22 protein-coding genes, 1 tRNA gene and 3 pseudogenes are annotated in these 25,821 nt (G+C 54.5%); 11 read left to right on the top strand and 15 right to left on the bottom strand.

Annotated features, from left to right (window positions below):
• Positions 1-12: 12 nt before the first annotated feature.
• The gene (locus NQT62_RS07995; protein WP_256764139.1) at positions 13-1,401 is read right to left on the bottom strand and encodes a YihY family inner membrane protein; all 1,389 of its coding nucleotides are present in this window, start codon (positions 1,399-1,401) and stop codon (positions 13-15) included.
• On the opposite strand from NQT62_RS07995, the gene wrbA reads away from it, so the two are divergent.
• From wrbA to NQT62_RS08010, 3 genes are read left to right on the top strand one after another with little or no spacing between them, the layout of a single operon-like run.
• A complete protein-coding gene (gene wrbA / locus NQT62_RS08000; RefSeq protein ID WP_256764140.1) occupies positions 1,400-2,011 on the top strand; it encodes an NAD(P)H:quinone oxidoreductase in 612 nt (203 codons plus the stop codon). The two genes, NQT62_RS07995 and wrbA, sit on opposite strands and share 2 nt — an antisense overlap.
• On the top strand, positions 2,008-2,406 hold the full coding sequence (locus tag NQT62_RS08005; protein ID WP_256764141.1) for a DUF2069 domain-containing protein: 399 nt from the start codon (positions 2,008-2,010) through the stop codon (positions 2,404-2,406). Before wrbA ends, NQT62_RS08005 begins: the two co-directional genes overlap by 4 nt.
• Entirely contained in the window at positions 2,390-3,820 is a 1,431-nt protein-coding gene (locus tag NQT62_RS08010; protein WP_256764143.1) for an FAD-binding oxidoreductase, read from the top strand. The genes NQT62_RS08005 and NQT62_RS08010 overlap by 17 nt, the downstream gene beginning before the upstream one ends.
• On the opposite strand, the gene NQT62_RS08015 is transcribed toward NQT62_RS08010, so the two are convergent.
• The 12 genes from NQT62_RS08015 to NQT62_RS08070 all read right to left on the bottom strand — a co-directional run bounded on the left by NQT62_RS08015 (position 3,817) and on the right by NQT62_RS08070 (position 16,807).
• Entirely contained in the window at positions 3,817-4,161 is a 345-nt protein-coding gene (locus tag NQT62_RS08015) for a hypothetical protein (protein ID WP_256764144.1), read from the bottom strand. The two genes, NQT62_RS08010 and NQT62_RS08015, sit on opposite strands and share 4 nt — an antisense overlap.
• A gap of 59 nt (positions 4,162-4,220) precedes the next feature.
• Positions 4,221-5,228, bottom strand: a complete 1,008-nt coding sequence (gene dusA, locus NQT62_RS08020; protein ID WP_256764145.1) for a tRNA dihydrouridine(20/20a) synthase DusA — start codon at positions 5,226-5,228, stop codon at positions 4,221-4,223.
• Positions 5,225-7,045: a translational GTPase TypA gene (gene typA / locus NQT62_RS08025; protein WP_256764146.1), complete on the bottom strand. Its 1,821-nt coding sequence runs from the start codon at positions 7,043-7,045 to the stop codon at positions 5,225-5,227. The genes dusA and typA overlap by 4 nt, the downstream gene beginning before the upstream one ends.
• A complete protein-coding gene (truB, locus tag NQT62_RS08030) occupies positions 7,042-8,019 on the bottom strand; it encodes a tRNA pseudouridine(55) synthase TruB (protein ID WP_256764147.1) in 978 nt (325 codons plus the stop codon). Before truB ends, typA begins: the two co-directional genes overlap by 4 nt.
• Before the next feature lie 2 nt (positions 8,020-8,021).
• On the bottom strand, positions 8,022-8,393 hold the full coding sequence (rbfA, locus tag NQT62_RS08035) for a 30S ribosome-binding factor RbfA (protein WP_256764148.1): 372 nt from the start codon (positions 8,391-8,393) through the stop codon (positions 8,022-8,024).
• A gap of 36 nt (positions 8,394-8,429) precedes the next feature.
• A complete protein-coding gene (gene infB / locus NQT62_RS08040) occupies positions 8,430-11,258 on the bottom strand; it encodes a translation initiation factor IF-2 (protein ID WP_256764149.1) in 2,829 nt (942 codons plus the stop codon).
• Positions 11,259-11,354: 96 nt separating this feature from the next.
• Positions 11,355-12,824, bottom strand: a complete 1,470-nt coding sequence (gene nusA, locus NQT62_RS08045) for a transcription termination factor NusA (RefSeq protein WP_256764150.1) — start codon at positions 12,822-12,824, stop codon at positions 11,355-11,357.
• Positions 12,825-12,834: 10 nt separating this feature from the next.
• Entirely contained in the window at positions 12,835-13,344 is a 510-nt protein-coding gene (rimP, locus tag NQT62_RS08050) for a ribosome maturation factor RimP (protein WP_256764151.1), read from the bottom strand.
• Between the two features lie 228 nt (positions 13,345-13,572).
• Entirely contained in the window at positions 13,573-15,063 is a 1,491-nt protein-coding gene (gene rluB, locus NQT62_RS08055; RefSeq protein ID WP_256764152.1) for a 23S rRNA pseudouridine(2605) synthase RluB, read from the bottom strand.
• On the bottom strand, positions 15,032-15,646 hold the full coding sequence (gene scpB / locus NQT62_RS08060) for an SMC-Scp complex subunit ScpB (protein WP_370569145.1): 615 nt from the start codon (positions 15,644-15,646) through the stop codon (positions 15,032-15,034). Before scpB ends, rluB begins: the two co-directional genes overlap by 32 nt.
• 465 nt (positions 15,647-16,111) lie before the next feature.
• A complete protein-coding gene (locus NQT62_RS08065) occupies positions 16,112-16,339 on the bottom strand; it encodes a DUF1289 domain-containing protein (protein WP_256764153.1) in 228 nt (75 codons plus the stop codon).
• Between the two features lie 15 nt (positions 16,340-16,354).
• Complete coding sequence (locus NQT62_RS08070; RefSeq protein WP_256764155.1) at positions 16,355-16,807, bottom strand: DUF4442 domain-containing protein; 453 nt, start codon at positions 16,805-16,807, stop codon at positions 16,355-16,357.
• A gap of 181 nt (positions 16,808-16,988) precedes the next feature.
• Here NQT62_RS08070 and NQT62_RS08075 point away from each other — a divergent pair.
• Both NQT62_RS08075 and NQT62_RS08080 read left to right on the top strand, forming a co-directional pair.
• A tRNA-Met gene (locus tag NQT62_RS08075) sits at positions 16,989-17,065 on the top strand.
• Between the two features lie 275 nt (positions 17,066-17,340).
• Positions 17,341-18,021: a hypothetical protein gene (locus NQT62_RS08080; RefSeq protein ID WP_256764156.1), complete on the top strand. Its 681-nt coding sequence runs from the start codon at positions 17,341-17,343 to the stop codon at positions 18,019-18,021.
• A gap of 87 nt (positions 18,022-18,108) precedes the next feature.
• Here NQT62_RS08080 and NQT62_RS08085 read toward each other — a convergent pair.
• Positions 18,109-18,788, bottom strand: a pseudogene (locus NQT62_RS08085) (site-specific integrase).
• A 1,013-nt stretch (positions 18,789-19,801) separates the two neighbouring features.
• On the opposite strand from NQT62_RS08085, the pseudogene NQT62_RS08090 reads away from it, so the two are divergent.
• From NQT62_RS08090 to NQT62_RS08110, 6 genes and pseudogenes are all read left to right on the top strand, one after another.
• Positions 19,802-20,017: pseudogene (locus tag NQT62_RS08090) on the top strand (IS3 family transposase); the annotation flags it as partial.
• Between the two features lie 371 nt (positions 20,018-20,388).
• Complete coding sequence (locus NQT62_RS08095) at positions 20,389-20,793, top strand: transposase (RefSeq protein WP_256764159.1); 405 nt, start codon at positions 20,389-20,391, stop codon at positions 20,791-20,793.
• A 38-nt stretch (positions 20,794-20,831) separates the two neighbouring features.
• Positions 20,832-21,194 (top strand): IS3 family transposase, encoded by a 363-nt coding sequence (locus tag NQT62_RS15525; protein WP_370569146.1) that lies wholly within the window; start codon positions 20,832-20,834, stop codon positions 21,192-21,194.
• Positions 21,195-21,276: 82 nt separating this feature from the next.
• Positions 21,277-21,750, top strand: a pseudogene (locus NQT62_RS08100) (DDE-type integrase/transposase/recombinase); the annotation flags it as partial.
• Between the two features lie 107 nt (positions 21,751-21,857).
• Positions 21,858-22,901: an AAA family ATPase gene (locus tag NQT62_RS08105; RefSeq protein WP_256764161.1), complete on the top strand. Its 1,044-nt coding sequence runs from the start codon at positions 21,858-21,860 to the stop codon at positions 22,899-22,901.
• Complete coding sequence (locus NQT62_RS08110; protein WP_256764162.1) at positions 22,898-23,425, top strand: hypothetical protein; 528 nt, start codon at positions 22,898-22,900, stop codon at positions 23,423-23,425. Before NQT62_RS08105 ends, NQT62_RS08110 begins: the two co-directional genes overlap by 4 nt.
• Positions 23,426-23,640: 215 nt before the next feature.
• Here NQT62_RS08110 and ovoA read toward each other — a convergent pair whose 3' ends face one another.
• Positions 23,641-25,794 (bottom strand): 5-histidylcysteine sulfoxide synthase, encoded by a 2,154-nt coding sequence (gene ovoA / locus NQT62_RS08115; RefSeq protein WP_256764163.1) that lies wholly within the window; start codon positions 25,792-25,794, stop codon positions 23,641-23,643.
• Between the last annotated feature and the right edge of the window lie 27 nt (positions 25,795-25,821).

The raw sequence follows: 25,821 nt of genomic DNA on the forward strand, positions 1-25,821 counted from the left end.
AGTCAAAAACGGTCAGGCGTCCGGGTTTTCGAGCCAGTCGGCCAGGCGCGGCTGGTCGATGAACTCGGTTTGCAAACGCATCATGCGGGCTGTGCCCTGCGGCAAACGCCCTGCATAGTCATCATTCAGGGTGGTGTCCAACCACAAAGCCCTGACCACCACAGCGGCGCTGATGCGGGCTGGATCGCAAATCAGAGCAAAACGTTCCGATCCCCGGCTGTTGGCCAACGGCCCCACGACACCATGCTGGATGAGGGCACTCAAAATATGGTCCAACTGGTCGGGCGGCACCTTGGTGAATACGCGCAACTCCTCCAGTGTCATGCCGGGCAAGGCTTGTTGACGTGACTTTTCAAGCTCGGCCAGGACAGCAAGTCCTTGGTACCAATCTTGTCCGGGGCGAACGGCATTGTCCCAACAACCAGTGCGGGCCACCGGCAAGGCAGCCGCCGTGCTGGCGCCCAACAGGACGATGATCCAGGACACATAAATCCACAGCAGAAAAATCGGGAAAGCGGCCAATGCGCCATACACCGCCGTGTAGCTGGGGAAGTGGGTGATGTAGGCTGCAAAGGCTCGTTTGGTCACCTCAAACAGCACTGACGCCACCACGCCACCGGCCAGCGCATCTTTCCAGTGCACCGCCCGGTTGGGCACCACCCGGTAAATGAATGCGAATGCCACGGCAGTGACCAGCATCGACACCAGGTTCAGCAACGGCAACCAGCCGCCCTGGCTAGAATCGATCCCTTTCAGGTTTTGGCCAATCACAGCCGTGGACAAGCTGAGACTAAAGCCGATCAGCACTGGCGAAAAACTGATCACCGTCCAGTACAACACCACCTTGTTGGCCAGTGTGCGCGGTCGTTTCACGTTCCAGATCTGGTTGAACACACGGTCCACCGTGAACATGGTCGTGAGTGCAGTCAGCACCAAAAACAGGGTACCGATGGCGCTTAAACCTTTTGCCTTGGCTGAAAACTGATTCACGTAGGTCAGGATGGTGTCGGCAATGTTTTCGGGGAAGAAACTCTCGAGCATGTAGCTCTGCAAGGAGGTCTGCATGCGCTCGAACATCGGGAATGCCGTGAAAATGGCCAAAGCCACCGTAATCATGGGCACCAGTGACAGCACGGTGGTAAAGGTGAGGCTGGCGGCAACCTGGGGCAAATTCTGGTACTTGATTCTGCTCCACACCAAACGCGTGAATGCCACCCACCATGCAGGGTTGACCGGCGTGAGTTCGGCTTTTTTGGCCAGCAGGGCCATGCGTGCAGCCCCGATGAATCCAGTTTTCTTTTTGTCCAAACTCTTGGGTTCGGTTGGTGGCTTGGGCAAAGCAGCGGTCATTGGCTTCAGTACAATGGGGTTCTTGTCGCCAGATGATACCCCTTTCAGCATGATTGACGTATTGGTTTTGTATTACAGCCGCCATGGCGCAACCGAGCAACTGGCCCGTGAAATCGCCCAAGGCATAGACTCGGTGAAAGGCGCGAGCGCCAGAATTCGCACAGTTCCACCCGTGTCAACCACCTGTGAAGCCACATCGCCAGACATTCCCGCCGAGGGCCCGCCCTATGCTGAATTAAGCGACCTGAAGGAATGTGCCGGACTGGCCGTGGGTTCACCCACGCGATTTGGCAACATGGCCGCCGCGTTGAAATATTTCATCGACAGCACCGCAGGTGCTTGGCTGGCTGGCGATCTGGAAAACAAACCATTTTGCGTATTCACCACCACGTCCACCATGCATGGAGGCCAGGAGAGCACCCTGCTTTCCATGGCGCTGCCCTTCATTCACCACGGCATGCTGTGGATGGGCATCCCGTATTCAGAACAGGCGCTGAATGACACCGAAAGCGGCGGAACACCCTACGGTGCCAGCCACCGGTCTGGCCCGAAAGGCGGCCTGCCGCTGACTGACCATGAGCGTCAATTGGCCCGGGCTCAAGGCGTGCGCCTGGCCAAAGCAGCATTGGCCCTGCAACCGCTGAATGCAGGTCAAACATGATGGATGTCAACACCCAACGTCACCACATGCACCGCACCGCCAGCGGCCTGTTGATTGCACTCATTGGCCTGTGTGTGGTGTGGGAACTGTTTGCAGCCCCCTTGCGGCCCGGTGGTTCCTGGTTGGTGCTGAAGGTGCTTCCATTGCTGCTGGTGTTGCCCGGCCTGTTGAAACAGCGAGTGCGCACCTACCAGGCCACATCGCTTCTGCTGTGGATTTATTTTGCCGAGGGTGTGGTGCGGGCTACGTCTGACCCTGCTTGGCCGTCCCGCACCATGGCCATTCTGGAAGTACTTCTTTGCCTGGGTTTGTTCGTCAGTGTGAGCCTGTACGCACGCACCTTCAAAAAGCCAAACATCCGCAAGGAGACAGCGCACCATGACCGAGTTTCTTGAAAACCTGGTACGCGGCATTCCCGGCCTGAAAATCACCACAGACCCCGATCCAATAGCGCAAGCCTGCACCGATTGGCGCAAGCGATATGCCACAACAGCACTGGCTGTGGTGGAGCCCCAGACCACCGCACAGGTGGAGGCATTGGTGAAGCGGTGCGGCGAACACGGGGTTGCGGTGTGCACACAAGGCGGCAACACCGGTCTGGTGGGTGGTGCTGTACCGGTGGCCGATGGTGAACATGCAACCCGCCCGCATGTGCTACTCAAAACTCACCGACTGCGTGAGGTATTAACGCTGGATGAAGCCAACCTGACCCTCACGGCAAGCGCAGGGTACACCCTGCATGAAATTCAAGAATTTGCTGCAGCCCATGGCTTGTTGTTCCCACTCAGCCTGGCCTCCGAAGGCACCTGTACACTGGGCGGCAATTTGGCCAGCAATGCTGGCGGCGTGGCTGTGCTGCGATACGGCAATACGCGTGAGTTATGCCTTGGACTGGAGTATGTGAATGCGCACGGAGAGCGTTGCGGCGACCTGCGTGGTCTACGTAAAAACAACACTGGCTATGACCTTCGGCATTTGCTGATTGGATCGGAAGGTACGCTGGGCGTGATCACCACAGCCTGCATAAAACTGTACCCCGCCCCCAATAGCCGCTGTGTGGCCTGGCTGCACGTGCGAGACATTGATGCAGCCGTGCAAACCTTGAACCACATCCAGCAAAAGGCCTTCCATGAATTGACCAGCTTTGAATGGATGAATGCAACCGCCATCGACCTGGTGCAAAAGCACTTTCCGGCCAAGGCGCCGGTTGGACCTGCTGGCTGCGACCATGTACTGGTTGAATTTTCGTCACTGGGCTCAGAAGCCGCTTTGCACGATCACGTGGCCGGTGTACTTGCGGACCTGATGAACGGCAACCCCGCCGTGATGAATATCACGCTGACCAAGAACGCGCGGGAGGCAGAGCAACTGTGGGCCTTGCGCGAAAATATTTCAGAGGCCCAGGCCAAAGAAGGTCTGAATGTAAAGCATGACGTGGCGTGCCCAGTGTCTCGGCTGCCGGAATTTCATCACCAGGCGCTGGCAGCGATTGAAGAGGCCGGGCTGAGTGTGCAGCCCATTCTATTCGGGCACTTGGGCGATGGAAACCTGCATTTCAACCTGTCGGCGCCAAGTCATCTGGACGCCAAAGTATTTCTGGAGCAGCATCAAGAGGCCCTGAACGACATCGTGCATTCGGCGATCTTGGCTTGTGGCGGCACCGTGTCGGCAGAGCATGGAATTGGTCAATTGAAGCGGGGACTGTTGAGGGACATCACCGCAGCCCCGACTTATCGGGCCTTTGTGGCGATCAAAGCTGCGCTGGACCCTCAAAATCTGTTCAATCCAGGAAAACTGCTGGCGAATTAACGGGATGCTGGCGGTGTGAGCACCCAGGTCTTCGCAATGGGCAGTCCACGCTGCAAGGCTTGCCGCTGCGCATCGGCCCAATCCAGTTTGTCCTGCAAACAGGCACCATCGATATCACAACCCTGCTCCATCAGCTGGTTGATTTGATGGGCTGTTTCAACACTGCCCAAGCGATTGAGCAAACCGGGCGAATCCTCACGGTCCAGGCGCAGCAACTGAGATGACAGCAGCGATGCAGCGCGTCGAATGGTTGGCCCTTCAACGGGTGTGCCTGGCTGTTGAGACTGATGGCCAGCAACTTGATTGGTGGGTGTGGAAGGGGAAAATGGACTTGAAAACATGAATGTTTCTAAAGGTCTTACTTACCAAAAACCTTTAGTAGCCGTACACCCGGTGAAGTTCAGGCAAATTGACTGACTTGTTGAAGCGCCATTTCAACCACGGACCAACGGTTGGTTTTGAGCTGAACGGCATCGGACAGCACCTGACGATACAGCCTTCCACCCGCCTGACCATGAAACAGGCCCAACCAGGATTTGGTCAGGTTTCGGAGATTTTCACCCTTGGCCATTTCCGCTTCAACATAGGGACGTAGGGCTTGAATCACATCCGTGCGTGTTCGATCCAGTTCAAGCTCATCCAATGAGCCTGCTTTCAAACCCGCATACCGTTCGATCAATGCATCAAAACCAGCCAGCAACCACGGGTTGGTGTAGGCTTCACGACCGATCATGCAGCCATCTGCCCATTGAAGGTGCGACTCAATATCGGCCAGCGTTTGAATGCCGCCATTCAAAATGACTTGAAGGTGGGGAAACAGTGTTTTGAGTTCTTTCACCACCGCATAGCGCAAGGGTGGGATTTCGCGATTTTCTTTGGGCGACAGGCCTTTGAGGACGGCATTGCGGGCATGCACAATGAAGGTGTGGCAACCAGCCTCGCTGACAGCCCCTACGAAATCGTGAAGCTGCTGGGTGCTTTCGATGTAATCCAGACCAATGCGATGCTTCACGGTCACATCCAGTGAGCAAGCATCGCGCATGGCTTTCACGCAATCAGCCACCAATTGGGGCTCGGCCATCAAACAGGCACCAAACGCACCTTTCTGCACGCGTTCACTGGGGCAACCGCAGTTGAGGTTCAACTCATCGTAACCAGCCTCTTCCACCCATTTGGCACACTGGGCCAAATCGCTGGGGTCGCTACCACCGATCTGAAATGCGATGGGATGTTCTTCAGGGCTGTAGGCCAGAAACCGCCGGCGATCTCCATGAATGAGCGCACCGGTGGTGATCATCTCGGTATACACCCAGGTGTGGCGCGAAATTTCCCGATGGAACCGCCGGCAATGCCGGTCGGTCCAGTCAATCATGGGCGCAACACTGAGTACCCGAGGCTTCACGATCATGCAGCTTCGCGGCTGGCCTTCTTGCGCTCATGCTCTTTCAGGTAGCGCTTGCGAATGCGGATGTTCTTGGGGGTAATTTCCACCAATTCATCGTCTGCAATAAATTCAACCGCGTATTCAAGGTTGAGCGCAATGGGTGGTACCAAGCGAACTGCTTCATCGGTGCCAGAAGCACGCACGTTGGTCAGCTGCTTGCCCTTGATGGGATTGACCACCAGGTCGTTGTCACGGCTGTGAATACCGATCACCATGCCTTCGTACAGGGCTTCGCCGGGGCTCACAAACATGCGGCCGCGGTCTTGCAATTTCCACAGGGCATACGCCACCGCGTCGCCATCGTCCTGAGAAATCAACACGCCGTTGTGGCGCTCGGCCACACCGCCTTCACGCACGGGGCCGTACTGGTCGAACACGTGGCTGATGAGACCAGTACCGCGGGTCATGGTCATGAAGTCGCCCTGAAAACCAATCAAGCCGCGAGCGGGGATTTTGTATTCCAAGCGAACACGGCCTTTGCCGTCCGGCTGCATGTCCAGCAGGTCGCCCTTGCGGCGGCCCAACTCTTCCATGACGGCACCCTGATGGCTGTCCTCAACATCCACTGTCAGGTTTTCATAGGGCTCGCACTTCACACCGTCGATGTCTTTGTAAACCACACGCGGACGGGAAACGGCGAGCTCGTAACCTTCACGGCGCATGTTTTCCAGCAGAATCGTCAAGTGCAGTTCGCCACGACCCGACACCTCAAACACGGTGTCGTCATCGGTTTGCTTCACACGCAAAGCGACGTTGGATTTCAACTCGCGCTCGAGGCGGTCGCGCAGTTGGCGACTGGTGACAAACTTGCCTTCGCGACCCGCCAATGGTGACGTATTGACCATGAAGTTCATGGTCAAGGTGGGCTCGTCCACGCTCAACACGGGCAATGCATCCAGGGCATCTGCCGCGCAAATGGTGGTGCCAATGCCAATTTCTTCGATGCCGTTGATCAGGCAGATGTCACCGGCTTCCGCCTGGTCCACCAACACACGCTCCAGCCCACGGAACTTCAACACCTGGTTGATTTTGCCAGTGAATGGGGTGCCTTCAGGGCCGTTGGCGCAAATCACTTGCTGGCCAGCACGCACCGTACCACGCTTGATACGGCCAATGCCGATCTTGCCCACGTAGCTGTTGTAATCCAGCGAAGTGATCTGGAATTGCAAGGGGCCAGCGGCGTCATCGTCCCGCACGGGCACGTATTCCAAAATGGCTTCAAACAGGGGGCGCATGGTGCCTTCACGCACATCGGGGGTGAGGCCGGCAAAACCGTTCAAGCCTGAGGCATAAATAATGGGGAAGTCGAGTTGCTCTTCATTGGCGCCCAGCTTGTCGAACAGGTCAAACGTTTGGTCGATGACCCAGTCAGGGCGTGCGCCCGGACGATCAATCTTGTTCACCACCACGATGGGCTTCAAGCCCAAGGCCAGTGCCTTGCGGGTCACGAAGCGGGTCTGAGGCATGGGGCCTTCAACGGCGTCCACCAGCAACAACACAGAATCCACCATGGACAACACGCGCTCCACTTCACCGCCGAAGTCGGCGTGTCCTGGGGTGTCAACAATGTTGATGTGTGTGCCTTCATACTCCACCGCGCAGTTCTTGGCCAGAATCGTGATGCCACGTTCCTTTTCAATGTCGTTGCTATCCATCACCCGTTCTTCGAGCTTTTCATTCTCGCGGAAGGTGCCGGATTGGCGAAGAAGCTGGTCCACCAGGGTGGTTTTGCCATGGTCCACGTGGGCGATGATGGCGACGTTGCGTAGTGCGCGGGTCATAGTGTTACCTGAATAAGTCGTTCTGGCCTGAGCAACGCGCCCTTGCCGTCGGTTTCTAAATTTCCTGTGCCCAAAAAGGTCGGTTGCCCGCCTTGGGTCATGTTGTTCTGTACTGCATACACCCGGACACGTCCCGGTGTTTCCCCTGCGGGTGGCAAGGCCAAACGCTGGCCATGCAAAAATCGTTTTGCCAGGTCAAGCTGTAACAGCATGGCCGGCAGGCTGGTCAACAAACTGTCGACTGGCTTTAATACGGCGTCCAGCCGATCGAATTGACCGTCCATGGACTGCAACTGATCGACCCCCAACGCCTGCCCGGTGTGCAAACCACCGATGGCCGTGCGCCGCAGCGCGGTGAGGTAGCCGCCAGTGCCCAAGGCCTTGGCAAGGTCCTCAGCCAGCGTACGCACATACGTGCCTTTGCTACAGCACACCTCGATGCCCAACTCGGTGAACAACTCAGTACCACAGGCATGGTGCTTGAGAAACATGACATCCAGACGGTGGATGGCAATGGTTCTCTCCGCACGTTCCAGCTCGATGCCTTGGCGTGCATATTCATACAGCGGCTTTCCGTCCTTCTTCAAAGCGGAAAACATGGGCGGAGTTTGCGCCACTTCGCCTAAAAATTGTTGGCAAACTCCTCGAACTTCCTTCTCGGTCAGTTTGGCCGGGTCGGCACCCTCAACTGGTTCGATTTGCCCCTCCGCATCGCCTGTGGTGCTGACAAACCCCAGGCGAACGGTGGCCTCGTAGGTTTTGTCTGCATCAATCAGATCGGCTGCAAACTTGGTGGCCTCACCAAACATCAACGGCAACAATCCACTGGCCAATGGATCGAGCGTGCCGGTATGCCCTGTTTTTTCGGCCCGATACAGGCGCTTGATCTGCTGCAAGGCCTGGTTGGACGACAAGCCGGTGGCTTTGTCAAACAGCAGCACGCCCGACACCGGGCGTCGGCTGGCTTTCACCATGATCAGGCCGTGCCCTCTCCGCTGTCCTTCAACACACGGTCAATCAGTTGGGACATTTCAGCGCCCCGCTCCACGGACACATCGTGTTTGAACCGCAAGGTTGGCACGGTGTGAATGTGCATTTTTTTGAAGATCAGGTTACGCAAATAGCCTGAAGCCTCGTTGAGCGCCTTTTCACTGTCTTCCGCGCTGCCGGTCAGTACCGAAAAATACACGGTGGCGTAAGCGTAGTCGGGTGTCAGTTCGATGTCGGTGAGGGTCACAAAACCCAGGCGAGGATCCCGCAACTCCCGGGGAATCAACTCGGCCAGGTCTTTCTGAATCTGCTCAGCCACGCGAATACCGCGGGCCGGTGCTTTCTTTTTGTGACGCATACGTTCTCTCGATGCCCGGTCTGCAAGCCTTGCGGCTTACAGGGTACGGGCCACTTCCTTCACTTCAAAGGCTTCCAGAATGTCGCCGACCTTGATGTCATCGTAGTTGGCCAGCTGCAAACCACATTCAAAGCCTTGACGCACTTCCTTGGCATCATCTTTGAAGCGCTTGAGCGAGGCCAGCTGACCAGTCCAAATGACCACGTTGTCGCGCAGCAGGCGGATACCGGCACCACGACGAACCAGGCCTTCGGTGACCATACAACCCGCCACTGCACCCACTTTGGAAATTTTGTAGACCTCGCGGATTTCCACGTTGCCGATGATTTCCTCTTTCTTATCCGGGGTCAGCATGCCGGTCATGGCAGCTTTGATTTCGTCCACAGCGTCATAAATGATGTTGTAGTAGCGAATGTCCACGCCATTGTTTTCAGCGGTTTTGCGGGCGCCTTGGTCAGCACGGGTGTTAAAGCCGATGATGACCGCCTTGGATGCAACAGCCAGGTTTACGTCGGATTCACTGATGCCGCCCACGGCCGCGTGCACGATTTGAACCTTCACCTCGTCGGTGGAGAGCTTCAACAACGCATGCGCCAAGGCCTCTTGCGAGCCCTGAACATCGGACTTCAACACGATGGCCAACGATTTCACTTCGCCTTCGGTCATCTGTTCAAACATGTTTTCCAGCTTGGCCGCTTGCTGCTTGGCCAGCTTCACATCTCGGAACTTGCCCTGGCGGAACAAGGCAATCTCGCGGGCCTTGCGTTCATCCGGCAACACCATCACTTCTTCGCCAGCAGCGGGCACATCGCTCAAGCCCTGAATTTCTACAGGGATGGACGGGCCAGCACTGTCGATGGACCGTGCATTTTCGTCCAGCATGGCGCGAACGCGACCATAGACGGAGCCTGCCAGAACCACATCGCCTTTCTTCAGGGTACCGCTTTGAATCAGCACCGTGGCCACTGGGCCGCGGCCCTTGTCCAGACGGGATTCCACCACCAAGCCTTTGGCAGGTGAATCAACAGCCGCTTTCAGTTCAAGCACCTCGGCTTGCAGCAACACGTTTTCCAGCAGGTCGTCAATGCCCTGGCCTGTTTTGGCCGATACCGCAATCATCGGAGAGTCACCACCGTACTCTTCCGACACCACCTCATGGGTAATCAATTCCTGCTTCAACCGTTCCGGATTGGCATCGGGTTTATCGATTTTGTTCATGGCCACCACCAGCGGTACACCAGCAGCTTTGGCGTGGTGAATCGCTTCAATGGTCTGTGGCATGACACCGTCATCGGCCGCAACCACCAGAATCACAATGTCGGTGGCCTTGGCACCCCGGGCACGCATGGCCGTGAAGGCCTCGTGGCCGGGGGTGTCTAGGAAGGTGATCATGCCGCGCGGAGTTTCGACGTGGTAGGCACCGATGTGCTGGGTAATGCCACCGGCCTCTCCCGAAGCCACTTTGGTGCGGCGGATGTAGTCCAGCAGCGACGTTTTACCATGGTCCACGTGACCCATCACGGTCACCACCGGTGCACGTGGCAACAATTCGGCCTCGGCATGGTCGGTGCCCATCTCGTCAATCAGGGCCTCCGGGTCATCCAGCTTGGCGGCAATCGCCTTGTGTCCCAATTCTTCGGTCACGATCATCGCGGTGTCTTGGTCCAGCACCTGGTTGATGGTCACCATTTGGCCCATTTTCATCAGGCACTTGATGACTTCGGCCGCTTTCAGACTCATCTTGTGGGCCAATTCACCCACTGTGATGGTTTCAGGCACATGCACTTCTTTGACCACGGGTTCGGTGGGTTGATTGAAGTTGCTGGATTGGTCTTGCTGATGCCGACTGTTCTTGCCCTTGGGGCCTTTCCAGGCCGCTGCACCACCACGGCCCAAACTGGTGGTGTCGCCGCGGGTTTTCAAACCACCGCCACGGCGCTTGCCCACTTCTTCTTTGGCAACTAGCGTTCGCGTGCCTTTGCGGTTGCGATCATCATCGCTGCCGGCTTCGGCTGCCTTCTCAGGCTTTTTCAGGGTTTTGGCGGGTTCTGCAACCGGGGCCACTTCCTCAGGCGCTTTCATCACGCGAGCCGGCTGTTGCATCATCCGGTTGATGGCGGCCACCTCAGCTTCGGCTGCACGGCGGGCGCGCTCTTGCTGCGCGCTGGCCTGTGCTGCAGCCTCGGCGGCTTTCTTGGCTTTTTGCTCGGCTTCCAGGGCTTCAGCTGCACGCTTTTCGCGGGCCTTTGCCTGCTCAGCCTTGGCGGCCAAGGCAGCTTCGTCTGCGCTGGCATCCGCTTCGGCGGTATCGACGGCAGCGGTTTCTTGCTGGGCTTTTTCAGCCGCTTCGTGGGCCAAGCGTTCCTCTTCGGCGCGTTGGCGAGCTTCTTCCTGCAACTTCAGCTCGCGCTCACGCTCCTGCTCAAGGCGGGCCTGCTTTTCTTTCAGCTCAGCCTCTTGCCGAGCCAGCAATTCTGCCTGCCGCTTGGCTTCGGCCTCGCGACGGGCCTGCTCAGCCGCATCAATCATCGGCTCTGCAGCGGTTTCAGCCGCCTCGCCCGGAACACCGTCGCGTTGAACAAATACACGCTTTTTCCGAACTTCCACCTGCACCGTGCGCGCACGACCACCCGGACCTGCTTGTTTGATTTCGCTGGTCTGTTTGCGAGTGATGGTGATCTTCTTCTGGCCACCTGCAGAACCGTGCGCCTTGCGCAAGCTGTCCAGCAGCATGCTTTTGTCGGCTTCGGTCACCGCATCGGACTCAGATGCTTTGTTCACACCTGCAGACTTCAACTGTTCCAGCAATACATCGGCTGGCATTTTCAATTCGGCTGCAAACTGTGCAACGGTGGTACTGGTCATCTACGCTTTTCCTTCAAATTCCCTTTGCCAATCACACACCGCCGGGCCGACGGTGCAGACAGTTCTCGCATTGGTCGGGGTGCGAGGCCCCGCTATTCAGTTGAACCAGTGCGCGCGGGCCTTCATGATCAGGTCACGTGCACGCTCATCGGACACCCCAGTCATTTCCATCAGCTCGTCCACAGCCAATTCCGCCAGACTGTCGCGGTCTGAAATACTGTGTTCAGCCAATTTGGCGATCAGTTCCGCGTCCATGCCTTCCAGCGACGCCAGATCAGCCGCGCCTTCCACCATTTCTTCGCGTGCAATCGCCTCTGTCAGCAAGGCATTGCGTGCTCGCGTGCGTAACTCTTCAACGGTTTCTTCATCGAAGGCTTCAATGTCCAGCATTTCAGCCAGTGGTACGTAGGCCACTTCTTCCAGGCCAGTGAAACCTTCCTCGATCAAAATGTTGGCCACTTCTTCATCCACATCCAGCTTGGCCGTGAACAACTCGCGCAACTTGCCGATTTCTTCCTCGGAGCGCTTGGCAGACTCTTCCGGCGTCATGATGTTGATTTGCCAGCCAGTCAGGTCGGAGGCCAGGCGCACGTTTTGTCCGCTACGGCCAATCGCCTGGGCCAGCTCGGCCTCGTCGACCACCACTTCCATCACGTGCTGGTCTTCGTCCACCACAATGGATTGCACCGTGGCTGGAGACAAGGCACCAATCACGAACTGGGCTGGGTCTTCAGACCACAACACAATGTCCACGCGCTCGCCGCCCAATTCCTGGGTAACAGCCTGAACGCGGGAACCCCGAACACCCACGCAAGTTCCAATGGGGTCGATTCGGCGGTCATGGGCCAACACGGCAATTTTTGCACGCATGCCTGGGTCGCGAGCGGCTGCCTTGATCTCCAAATTGCCCTGCTCAATTTCCGGCACTTCCATGGCAAACAATGCCTTGATGAATTCCGGCGAGGTGCGTGACAAAATAACCTGCTGGCCACGCGCATTGCGGTCAACCTTCCACAGGTATGCCCGGACACGGTCACCCGGACGCAGGCTTTCACGTGGAATCATCTGGTCGCGGGGCAAACGGGCTTCGATGCGGCCGCTTTCCACAATGGCGTCACCGCGCTCCATGCGCTTGACCTGACCGATCACGATTTTATCGCCGCGGTCGAGGAAATCATTGAGGATCTGCTCGCGCTCTGCATCACGCACCCGCTGCAAAATCACCTGCTTGGCTGCCTGGGCGCCAATACGGCCGAATTCAATGGGCTCCAGTTCTTCTTCAACAAACTCGCCAAGCTCAACGCCTGGGGCCTGTTCACGGGCGCGTTCAATCAGCACTTGATACGCTGGATCATAAAAATCTTCTTCGCTGACCACTTCCCAGCGACGGAAAGATTCGTAGTCGCCGGTGGCCCGGTCAATGGACACGCGCACGTCGACTTCTTCATCGAAGCGTTTTTTGGTCGCAGAGGCCAAAGCCAACTCAAGCGCACCGAAAACAATGTCTTTGTCCACATTCTTTTCACGCGCCAGGGCGTCAACCAACAAAAGCAACTCACGGCTCATCACAGGGCTCCTAAAACTTGAGATGGGGGACCAAACGGGCACCAGCCAGGTCGGCGATTTCAAAGTCGAGCAAATAGGGCTGGGCTTTCTTGCCCTCGGGCGTGACCAGCAGGCCCCAGGCGGTTTTGTCCCCTTTCTGCAGCAACCCTTTAAATTGCTTCTGGTTGTCGATGGCGCGCTTGAACTTCAAGGACACCTCTTCACCCAGGAAACGATTGAAATCGCGCACACGGCGCAACACCCGATCGACGCCCGGAGAGGAAATCTCCAGACGCTCATAATTCACGTTTTCAACCGTGAACAAGTGACTGAGCTGGTGACTGACTTTTTCGCAATCTTCGACGGAAATGCCATTCTCGGAATCAATCATGATGCGCAACAGGCCATTGCCCTCGCGTTCAATGTCGGCTATTTCCAAACCCAGCGAGACAATAACAGCCTCAGCCTGGTCAACCCAAGCCTCGGACCACACGCCCGACCATGTGTTGCCGACAAATTCTTCCGGATTCAAGACACCCATTGCTTTCCCAGTGCACTCAGTATTTCAGCTGCAGCGCCTCTTGGTGATAGGCCTGCACACGCATTCAACAGTTTGATTCAAATCGCAAAACCAAAAAAAAATGGGCTGAAAAGCCCACTTCATTTGAGACACCCATTGTTGTGTTGGGGCTCAGGCAGTCCGAGATTGTAATGGAAACCGCCTTAATTTTCAAGCATTTTCACAGGTTTCGACGCTGGGTCGACCGGCTCAACCCGCCACGGGTGAACGCTTGCGACGGCGCTGACCACCACGGGCCTCGCCATTGCCGGATGGTTGACCTGCGGTATTGCCAGCTCGGTTACCTCCACCACCACCGGCAAACCCGGCGGAGGCCGGTTTACCACCCCGCTTGGGCCCACCCGATGCCGATTTGTTGCCGTTGGGTGCCCGATTGCCGTTGGGCGCCCGGTTACCATTGACGTTCCCGCCACCATTGCCAAAGCCATTTCCGTTGGCATTTCCATTTGAACCGCCAAAACCGGCCCGATTACCGGTTGGCCGACCCGCACGGCCACCGTTACCCCCCCGCATGCCAGCAGTGGCACTGGACAACAAGTTGGAATTGGAGCGCGAGGCCGCTGCATCGGCTCCAGACACCGTGAGATAGTTCTTGGGTTGTGAAATGGCCAGGCCAGGGTCGATCAGGGGTTGCTGACTGCGGCGCTTGCCATTTCGACCCTGTTGGTTTTTGATGTCGCGGCGAACGGCCCCTTCTTTGGCGGACTCGTCCACTTTCAGCCCCAACGATTGAACCCAGGACATGGCTTCCAGCGCCTCCATTTCCATCCACTTGCCCCGCTTGAGGGTGGATGGCATCAAGATGTCGCCAAAACGGGTACGGATCAGACGACTGACCGTCAAATTCAGGGACTCAAACATGCGGCGAACTTCGCGGTTGCGCCCTTCTTTCAAGCCAACGCGGTACCAGCGGTTTACTCCTTCACCACCAGCAGGTTCAACATAGAGGAATTGGGCTGGACCATCGTCCAAGGTGATGCCATCCAACAACTGCTGGCGCTGCTCATCCGACAGTTCACCCAAAATCCGCACCGCATATTCGCGCTGCACTTCATAGCGAGGGTGCATCAGCCGATTGGCCAATTCGCCGGAGCTGGTGAACAGCAACAGGCCCTCGGTGTTGAAATCCAGACGACCCACCGCCAGCCATTTGGCGTTGGAAATTTTGGGCAAACGCTGGAATACCGTTGGGCGCCCCTGCGGGTCGTCCATGGACACAATTTCGCCGGCTGGCTTGTGATAAATCAGTACCCGGGGTGGTCTGGACTTGTTTTTGCGTTGAACCGTCTTGCCGTTCACGCGGACCATGTCGGTGGGCAGTACACGCTGCCCCAAGTGTGCAGGCTCGCCATTGACCGAGACTCGGCCAGCCACAATCAATTCTTCCATTTCGCGACGCGAACCCATGCCGCTGTCGGCCAGCACCTTGTGCAATTTTGGGGCCAGTTCGGGGTCTAGCCGCACATTCAGTTTGCTGCGGTTTTTTCCAGCCTTGGTGTCAAAACCGGCTTTCAAGCCCTCCACCTGGTCCAGCACCTCGGCCCACTCAGGCTCGTTGTCTTGTGCAATGGCCGGGGCCGCTTCCAGTGTTGCGCCCTGCAGGTCCGAAGGCTCAGCGCCGTCCAGCCAGGCAGGTTGGGTGACGGGGTCAGCTTTCTTGCGTCGTGGTGTTCTCATCATCGCTTTCTGTGGTGTTGTCATCGCCCTCAAAGGGGATGACTTTTTGCAATTCATCGGCCATCAACTGGTCTTTTTCACTGTCCAGTGGTGGTAAGTCGGCCAGGCTCATCAGGTTGAGATCGGCCAGAAACTGGCTGGTTGTTCCCCACAGCGCAGGGCGGCCTGGTGCATCACGGTGGCCAATGGCCTCAATCCAACCCCGGTCTTCCAAGGCTTTCATGACCTGGGAGGACACCGTAACGCCACGAATGGACTCAATGTCACCCCGGGTTACCGGCTGCTTGTAGGCAATGATGGCCAGTGTCTCGAGCGTTGCCCTGGAATACTTGGGCGGCTTCTCGGGATTCATCATTTCGAGATAACGCTTCACGTCGTCCCGCGTTTGAAAGCGCCAGCCGGTCTTGAGCTGCACCAACTCCAGGCCCCTGTTGGTCCAGTCCCGGCGCAGGTCTTCCAGCAGGGTATTCAGGACGGCGTTGTCCAGCGTGTCTTCAAACAGCCGAGACAACTCTTTCAGGGCAATGGGCTCTACCGAACACAGCAATGCCGCTTCTAATATGTTTTTAGCGCGCTGGGGATCCATCCACGCGGACTCTCTTCAAGATAGATTGTGAATCAAAGTTTGGGAAACAGTGCCGGGTGACCCAACCGCCGAGGAAGTGATGGTGCGGAGGGGGAGCGCTTTGATAATTCTTGCTGCGCTACTGGGCATTTAACCGATGGCGCATTGTAACCACGTTCTGAGCCCGGTAGCAACTGGCATGTTGGGCCGGCCACCGCGGCAAAAAAAAAGCGGCACCTGCGCAAGGCAGGCACCGCGGTCTGAAAAGCCCGACAGGACTGGAGACCTATACAGGGTATGACGGCGGTGCCTTGTGCACATCCCCAATCGGCGGGAACAGTTATCCACACAAAGCGGGGAAAACATTCTTCATTTTTTGTGGATAAGAATTTCAGACGATTGATTTATTGGTGTTTTTACTAGCTTGATTAAAAACTGAGCAACACCTCTAACCCCTTGAAGGAGGGTGTCGGCTTTGCAGATTGGCTACTTATTCTGCCAACGATAACCCACACCAGCCGCTTGGATTCGAGCCCAGACCGCTGCTTTTTCTTCATCCGACTTGAACAGCCAGCCATCCACCTCATCCAGCGTTCGGCCACACCCCATGCAAACATCATCGCCAAGATTCGTGGAGCAGAAACCCACACAAGGGGTGTCTGCCTCGGGCCAGACCGGCAAATGGGCGTATTCGGAAGATTTGGACTGCGACATGACGAGAACCAGGGATTAGGATGAAACGGAAGGCGACGTCACCGGACGAAACTCGGGTTTCAGACGAATGTAGAGCACCTTGTGAACCTCGGCCACCACACTGCCATCGGCATGGGTGATTTGGGCATGGAAAGTGTACAGCACCTTGGCACCGCTGGCGGCTTGGGCTTTGATCTCGCTGAGCTGGGCCTCGGTGATGCTGTAAACGCCCCGCACCAAGCCCTTGCCGGGTGCCACAAATCGAATGGTGGCCTCTTGGTCCCACACCAGGTAATGACTACCCAGGCGTTGCATGAGCAACAGCATGTAGAACGGGTCGGCCATGGCGTAGAGTGACCCACCAAATTGAGTGCCCACCGCATTTTTGTTGCGGCGAGTGAGCGGCATTTCCACCACGAGGCGCGAATAATCGGGCGCGATGTCTTTCACGCGGATGCCTGCACCGCGCAGGGGGGCATACAAGTTCATGAGGTGCTTAAGCACCAGCGGTGACATCAGTGTTTTTTTAAGCGCTGAGCGAATCACGATCAAAAGTTTTTATGGAAAAGATTCAAGAGGATAGCGGATTTGAGCGGCAATTCATTCACATTTGCGGACATGTGCGCTTGCAACATACTCAAAAACGCGCTATAGTCTCGTTCTCAACAGACGCGGGGTGGAGCAGTCTGGCAGCTCGTCGGGCTCATAACCCGAAGGTCGTAGGTTCAAATCCTGCCCCCGCAACCAAATACTCAAGAAGGTCAATCACTTAGAGCGGTGGTTGACCTTTTTGTTTTGTGACAATAAATGCCGGTTTTGGGTTGGTGACCTGTCACCAAATGTGAAATTTCCACTCACACAAGTGCCAAAAAATTTCGGGCAATTGACGATAGTCCGAGATTACCCGTTCAAGACCTATGTAAGCAATCTGGGCCTGTGCAAATTTGTTCATCCAACAACGAAAATTCAGTTCTTGGATTTAACATGACTGGAGCTCCTAGTAACCCTCATCAAAAAACGCCATGACAAAACGATCAGAAGCGAAGAACATAAAAGACTCTCCCGCCAAGAAAATCGATGGGTGGCTGTTCAAGGCGAGCGCTAGAATAGAATCTTTGGAGACGGCCCTAAAAATCACTCCGGGCTTCTTTTGGAAATTATGCGATCAGGGCGACGACTGGTCTTTTCTGATAAAAGTCCATGCCTTACTAGAAATGGCAATCGGACACCTAATTCAACAACGTATTGGGATACCAGAGCTTGACTCTCTTATTGAGAAAGCCTCACTAAACGGTGGGACAACAAGCAAAATTAAGATTGCGTCAGCTCTATCTTTGATTGATAAAGACACCACAAATTTCGTTGACGCTCTTTCAAACTTGAGAAACAAAGCAGCTCACAGAATAGATTCTGTCGCTCTTACCATGGATGACTTTATTCAAGCAATCGATGAAAAGGATGTAAAAAATCTATTTCTGAGACGCAGCGCTGATCAGTCAAAAGAATCAATCATGGAGACCGTGAAAATAGCCCCGCGATTCACGATCTGGATTTCTGCTTTGAACATGCTTACCGAAGTCTATGAAAAGAAAAAAGAGATACTTGCTCCTAGTGCTGTTCAGTATATGTCCAATCATTTCTTGACTGGTGGCTTGCCACTAACGGGACTAAAAGGCTTACTCGACCTACCGACAGACCCGTAGTTCAATTTCATACGCGACGCTTCGATTCAAACACCAACCACAACTATGCTGTAGGTGTGATTGGTTTTTGGCGGGGCGATAGCAAAATTACGAGTCAAGTTTTTGTATGAGATCATCGCGCCGTAGATGCGTATAACGCTCCACAATTGTGGTTGTGAGCTGCCCAGTAATTTCCTTCACCTCGAATACAGTAAGCCCGCGCTCAATCCGTCGTGAAACTGCTTCGTGACGCAGATCATGCAGGCGAAAATCCAGAATACGGGCTCGTTTTACAGCCGTGCCGAACGCACCCGTGATCGCGTCAATCTGCAGGGGGAAAACGCGTTCCCCGAGCGATAGACCTTTGAGGAATTCAAGCTGCTCAAGTGCTTTCTTGGACAAGGACACAAAACGACGCCGGCCATTCTTCGTTGTATCCAGGCGAGCCCATCGTTTATCGAAATCGACATGAGCCACTTCAAGTTGCCAAGTTCGCCGCGACGCATGGCCGTTTCGACTGCAAGAACCACATAGGGGCGCAACCAATAACTGGGGTGTTCATCACACGAGGCCAGCAGAGATTGAAACTCCTCTTGAGACAGCCGGCGTGAGCGAGCATTTTGAATACTGGGCATTCTGATATCTTCGGTCGGGTCGAGAATTTTGCGGAAGCCCCATTCGTATTTTGCGATCTTGAATACCGCTTTGATGACTTCCATATATCGCTTCGCGGCGGCCGGTGCATACCCGCTACCAGCCAGCGCATCGCGGAAGTCAGCAATGTGCATTCCTTCAATTTCTTCCAGCTTGCGATTGACCAAGACGGGTTAATACCGAATGGTCAAGTCAATCCGGTTGCGTTCACTGGCATGGCTTTTTTTGGTGGGTGTGACCACTTCCCTGTAACGAAGCATTGCTGCTTTCAAAGTGGGCACTTCAAGTAATCGTTGTCTTTCAGGCTTCGCTCGCTTTAGCTCGGCTTCCATCTGCAAACCCCATTTAAGGGCTTCATGATATGAATCAAAGATTGACGAAATTCCTTGGTGTCCAGTGACGCGGACACGTGACAAAAAGCGATTGTTCTTTTAAACGATTGTGGGCATGACCACTCCTTAAATGTTGACAGTTGATGTCGCTCGGAGAGTGGTAAATTCACAAGAAAGAACGGCAGAAGCGCTCCCAGCGCGGCTACTGACGTAGCTCGCAACCGCTCATAACCCGAAGGTCGTAGGTTCAAATCCTGCCCCCGCAACCAAATATACAAAGCATCTAGCCCGGTATACACGACCGGGCTTTTTGTTTTCTACGGTCTGGGGAAGCATTTCCCTCAAACACCCTACCCTACAGACAATGAAAACCAACCGCGCAGGGTGGGTGTTTTCATACAAGCAATGTTGAAATTATCTGCATTGAATTAGCAGGTAGGGTTGACTGGTTAGAGGGGCCGACGTGTAACTCCCTTGGACTGACCCGAACTGGGCGGTTGAAGTCCCAGATAACGACCCTGTTGAAAACTGCCCCAAAAACTGCCCCCCACTTCTGTCAAGAACAGAATAGCCAGCGGGACAAATCTCCCCAGCCTTCTCAACACACTTATGCGGAACGGCTGAGCCGCAGTTAATCATGTGTGCCACGTTGCCGTCAGGCCCCGTAATCTGCTTAGAGGAGGCGCATCCTGCCAATATTGCTACGGCACTAATCAAAACCAAGGAACAAGTCTTTTGCAAGTTAACCTCCTTCAACTGGACAATACAGGTCATACCTCCAGAACCACGGTTTAGATTCACCCAAACATGGGGCAGGTCACCACGACAATTCGGTGGCTGAAAGCTTCTTTCAACTGCACAAGCGCGAAAGAATTCGACGCCGAACCTTTGACACCAGAAATCAGGCGCGAGAAGAAATCTTCGATTACATCGAGGTGTTTTACAATCGAAAGCGCAGGCACTCATTTACCAAAGGGATGTCGCCTGTGGATTTTGAAAATCAGTTTTTAACGAGGCCAACGAGTGTCTAGTTAACTCGGGGCGATTCACAGCAACGCTCAAACCCACGTCAAAAACAACAACAATATCGAACAAATAAAATATTTTATAAGAGACACAATTTTAAAAAAACACCATTAATTATTATTACAAAAATACCAATCAAATCTCATTAAAATAATCTTAAAAAAATATATCAATAAACCTCAGCTAAATCATAGCTTATATTATCTATGAAAGAACGACTTAAGACCTTATCTTTAGAGACGGTAACACTCCACTTAACAGAAAAAACAGTAGCCCCATCACAAACAAATTCACGCCTAGATGAGGCGCTATTGAACTTGCCCCCTGAATGACAGTACCGGAGGTATTCCTTAAACTTAGGACTAGGAATACATCTATGTTTACGACTATGAGTTCAGACGGCAAGCCCGAGCGGGTTGAAGTGATTACGGGTGTCCAGCGCCGACGGCGCTGGACACCTGAAGAGAAATTGGCTCTGGTCCAGGAAACATACCAAACAGGTAAAACGGTTTCCTTGGTGGCCCGCGAAGCGGGCATCACTGCCAGCCAGTTGTTCCAATGGCGCAAAGCATATTCAGATGGCTCTTTGGTTGCCGTCGGAGCCAATGAGCCTGTGGTGCCAGCATCAGAGATGAAAGAGGCATTGAAGCGCATCAAACAATTGGAAGCTGCGCTGGGCCGCAAAACGCTTGAGAACGAAATTCTCAAGGAAGCGGTGGAGTACGGTAAAAGCCGAAAGTGGATTGCGCACTCGCCCTTGTTGCCCGGGGATGACCAGTAAGAGAGGTCTGTTTCGTCCTTGGCGTTTCGCGCAGTCACATGACCGCTCTGAGAACCAGAAAAGCCGATTGGGTTGACCGTCGAAAGGCGCCACCCAGGCCTGATGACGACCAGTTGTTCAGTGACATCATCAACGTTGCCAAAGACCTGCCCACCTACGGCTATCGCCGTGTGTGGGCGATTCTGAAGTTTCAAGGTGTCAATGGCGGCCTTCGAATGGTGAACCACAAACGTGTTTACCGCGTGATGCGAGACAACAATTTGCTGTTGTTTAGGCATGGCAGTATAAGCTTGGGGATACGCGTAGGCACGACGGCAAAGTGGCTGTTCAAAGTAGCAACACTCGTTGGTGCTCGGACGGGTTTGAACTGTCTTGCGACAACGGTGAAAAGGTCAGAGTAGCCTTTGCCTTGGATTGCTGTGACCGAGAAGTCATGAGCTGGGTGGCAACCACCAAAGGCATTGACGCCGGCCTGGTTGGAGATTTGTCTATGTGGCATTTGTTATCGACGTGTTCTCTCGGCGAATTGTTGGCTGGCGCGCGAGCCGTTCCATTTATACAGACTTTGTGCTCGACGCACTGGAACAAGCCTTATGGGACCGCCAACCTGACCGAAATAAGTCACTGATTCACCACAGTAACAGGGGTTCACAAAACGTGTCCATTCGGTACAGCGAACGCTTGGCTGAGGCTGGCATTGAGCCATCAGTTGGAAGCAAGGGCGACAGCTATGACAACGCACTGGCAGAGACCATCAACGGGCTGTACAAGGCCGAAGTGATTCACCGCAGAAGCGCCTGGAAAACAATTGAATCGGTGGAACTGGCTACGCTGGAATGGGTGGCTTGGTTTAATCATCATCGACTAATGGAGCCTCTGGACTACATTCCACCCGCCGAAGCTGAGATGAATTATTATCAACAATTCGGTCAACAGACCGAACAAACCTGCACTTAAACCAATTGGCCTCCACGAAAACCGGTGCGGTTCAGTAAGATGTTGAGACTTTGCTGAATGCTAATTCAAAACAAGGGTCTGCGGCCCTACAGTAAGAAGGACACGCTATGCTCGAACATATAAGGCTTGAACGATTTACGGCCTTTGAAAAATTCAGCCTGAAGTTTTCTCCTGGCTTGAATATATTCATCGGAGAAAACGGCTCTGGCAAAACGCACCTTCTGAAACTAATCTATGCAGCTTGCGACGTATCTACGGGTCAGAAGAGTTTCGCTGACAAAGTTAACCGAGTCTTTCTCCCTTCAGACGAGCAAATTGGAAGACTCGTAAAGCGGCGTACAGGAAGTAGTACCGGCAGTGTTGAGATTTCCCGAAGTGTGCAGTCAGACGGACAGCGAAAATCAATTTCACTTCGTCTATCGATGTCTAACCATACCAAGGAACCAAAGAAGGCCACGGTATCAGGAGCTTTCAAGCAGTGGCAAGAGAACCATCTAACGTCAGTCTACGTTCCGGTAAAAGATATGATGGCCAATGCTCCCGGATTCCGCTCACTCTACAGTCTACGTCACATACATTTCGAAGAAGTCTACGCAGATATAATCGATCGCGCCTTCCTTGGGACATTAAAAGGTCCGACCGACAAAGACCGGAAACGCCTGTTAGAAATCCTGCAGCAGTCGATGGAAGGCAAAGTCGTTACACGTAATGAAGAATTCTTCCTCAAAAGTCCACAAGGTGAGCTGGAGTTCACCCTCTTGGCAGAGGGTATCCGCAAATTGGGATTGCTCTGGGTGCTAATCCAAAACGGTACGTTGCTAGACGGTAGCGTACTGCTTTGGGACGAACCCGAGGCTAACCTCAATCCAAAGCTGATGCGGACCGTGGTCCAAATCTTGATTGAATTACAACGCTTGGGCGTTCAAGTCTTCATCACCACACACAACTACAACCTACTTAAGGAATTTGACCTTCAGCTAATACCAGAGGATGAAGTGCAGTTTCACAGCCTTTTCCGCGATGATCATCGTAATGTGCAAGTCGCGTCGTTCAGGCGATACGAAGACCTGAAACCAAACTCAATTGACGACACACTTGGCGAATTGACAGATCGAGAGATTCGCCAGCAAATGGGGGGACTAGGTCAATGAAAGTTCGAGCAGATGGTTTTGAGTTCGAATTCCCCGGCGCCCTAGAAGCCTTTGTTTTCGACGAGAGTGACAAATTAAAGTCCAATTTCCATGGTTTATCACACGCTATGAAGGCCGTGGACCTAGTGGTGGAACTGCCACAACATACCCTCTTCATTGAGGTGAAAGATTTCCACTCGCCCGACGATTACAACTTCAACGCGGCGATCTCTAACGACGAGGAGGGCCAGCGACGCAAGCGAGTAAATCACCTGCGCGATGTATTGGTACACAAGTTTCGCGATACTTGGCTTTATCGTTGGTCCGAACGAGCAAGGGGTACGCCCGGTAAGCAAGTGTTCTACCTCTGTTTGCTTAGCCTGGACAACGGCCTGCTAGGGACGGTACGAAAGGAATTGCACAAGGCATTGCCGGTTGGAATTGCCGGTCCACGCTGGCAACGCGGGCTAGCTGCTTCGTGCGAAGTGCTAAACATCGAACGCTGGAACAAGGTATTTCCTAGTTGGCCGCTGAATCGCTGCTGACGCCACATCTAAAACTACAGAAACTGCTACACCACGCGCCTAGGAAGGTTTGAATCTATTTTCGAGCTGCTGATTTAACCAGTATTTCCTGAAAACATTGGATTTTCGATAGCGTAGATTCAAATCCTGCCCCCGCAACCAAACGCAACAAAAAGCCTGGTCCATTGGACTAGGTTTTTTGTTTTCCAGCACTGAAAATCAGCTTTGAATAATGCTTACTTCCGCTTCCACACCGTGACTTCACTCAAGGTGTGTTGGTGTTTGCGCCGCGTTTCTCGAATCACGAAAGGCACCGCATCAGGCCCCTGCACAAGCTCAAACCGTGAGCCCAGAATGTCTTTCAGACCATCCAGCGTGGTGTACGACTCACCATCTTTTTTAAATCCACCAATCCATTCAGCTCGGGGGGTGTAGTCTTCCATCCACGTGTAGGGTGAGGCCAGTACCAGCAAACCGCCCGGGTTCAGTCGTGAAGCCACATCGTCGAGAAACCGGCGGGGTGAATACAGGCGGTCAATCAGGTTGGCAGCCAGAATCAAATCAAAACCGGTGAACTGGGCTTTCAAATTGCAGGCATCGCCTTGCCAAAACTCAACCCGCCTTGCAGTCTCTGCCAGCCCCAATTCATCCAGCCGCCGTTCGTAATAGCTCAGCAACTCTCCTTCATCCTGCAGGGTGTAGCGGATCGAACCCGTCTCAAGCAGGCGTGATCCCACCTGAATCAGCATGGCTGAGAAATCAATGCCCGTGACCTTCTCAAACACTTTGGCCAGTTCGAAACTGGAGCGGCCTGTGGCGCACCCCAAGTCCAGTGCTTTGGCGTGGCTGCCGTTGCCATGCCGGGCATGTGCTGCAACGGAAAGGTCGGCCATGGCCTTGGCAAAATTGGGAACACCAAACACTGGGTCACCAAAATGAAATTCGGCATATTGGGACACCAGCGTGTCATTTTCATAGGTAGACAAGGGGTTTACGGCGGGACTGTTGCTCATGATGTAGCGAAAACCTGCATGCTGAAAGAAGTGACGACGAAAGGCATAGCGAGACACGTGGCGGGACTGGTTGCCACACGAAATCCAGCTTCCGCCTTTGATGATGTTGTGGCGTTGATCGAATGTCGGGCTGGTGAAATCATCGTAAACGGGGTGCACCTTGAACCCGTCGAATGGATAGGTGGGTGTTTCGCACCATTGCCAAACATTGCCCACCACATCAAACAACGGGCCATGCGCGAATTCATCGACGGGGCAACTGGAGGCCCAATGGTCGGCGTGCAGATTGGCTTGCGCGGGTGCATCATCAGGCACATCGGACAACTCCGCCAACGCATACAGGCGATGCCATTCATCTTCCGTGGGCAGACGAACTGGCAGACCGGTTTGCTGGGCCTTCCAGCGACAAAATGCGCGGGCCTCATGGCAATTGGTTTCCACAGGCCAGTTCCATGGCATGGGCGTTTCCCGGCTCAACAGGCGCAAGGCCCATGCACCTGGGCTGCTGGCGTTTCGCACCCAGAAGGTGGGGTGTTGCGCTTGGGTGAATTGCCGCCAAGCAAGGCCTTCCTCGTCCCAATAATGGTCTGTGGCGTAACCACCCGCATCCACAAACGCTTTGAATTCTTGGTTGCTGACCAAATACTGCGCCGCCTTGAAAGCGGGTACATCAGCCTGGTGTTGGCCATATTCATTGTCCCAGCCATACACTGGGTCGGTGTGCGCCCTGCCGAGGTCAACCGGGCCTGCTGGAATATCCACCCAGGTATTGACCGGCGCTGGGCCACTGGCAGAGCATGGCTGCCAGGCTGGATGTGGTTTGATGTCATGAAGGGCATGCTGGCGCATCAACACCGACGAGGTTTCCAGGTGGATCAGCTCGTGTTCAATGCCCATCAACACAATCCAGAAGGGGTCGTTCCAACCGATGGGCACTGAAAACGGGGTGGTGCGAATCACCCGATCAATAACAGCGCGGACCTGCTTGCGGTAATCACGCACCTCGGCCACGGTGGGCCAATCGTAGTTTGCATCACCCAGGTCATCCCAACTCATTTCATCAACACCCACTGCAAACATGGATTCCAGTCGTGGGTTGATTCGCTGGCTGATTAAACCAGTCAGCAATAACTTGTTGATAAAAAATGTAGCGGTGTGCCCAAAGTAAAAGATGAGGGGATGGCGCAAAGGAATGGGCTTTTTGTAATAAGCCTCATCGCAACTCAGCAACTCAAACAGGGATTCGTAGCGGTCGAAGCTGGCATGAAAATACCGCAACAATGCGTCGCGGGTGTGTTCAACCGATGATCCGGTCAGCCGGGGTGTACGCAGAAACAGGGGGCAGTCGTCGGGCTGAGTTTGAGCAAGGGCTTTCATGCAGGGGAATCACAGTGTGTACTCAAT

The organism is Limnobacter humi (assembly GCF_024518835.1).
Taxonomy (GTDB): domain Bacteria; phylum Pseudomonadota; class Gammaproteobacteria; order Burkholderiales; family Burkholderiaceae_B; genus Limnobacter; species Limnobacter humi.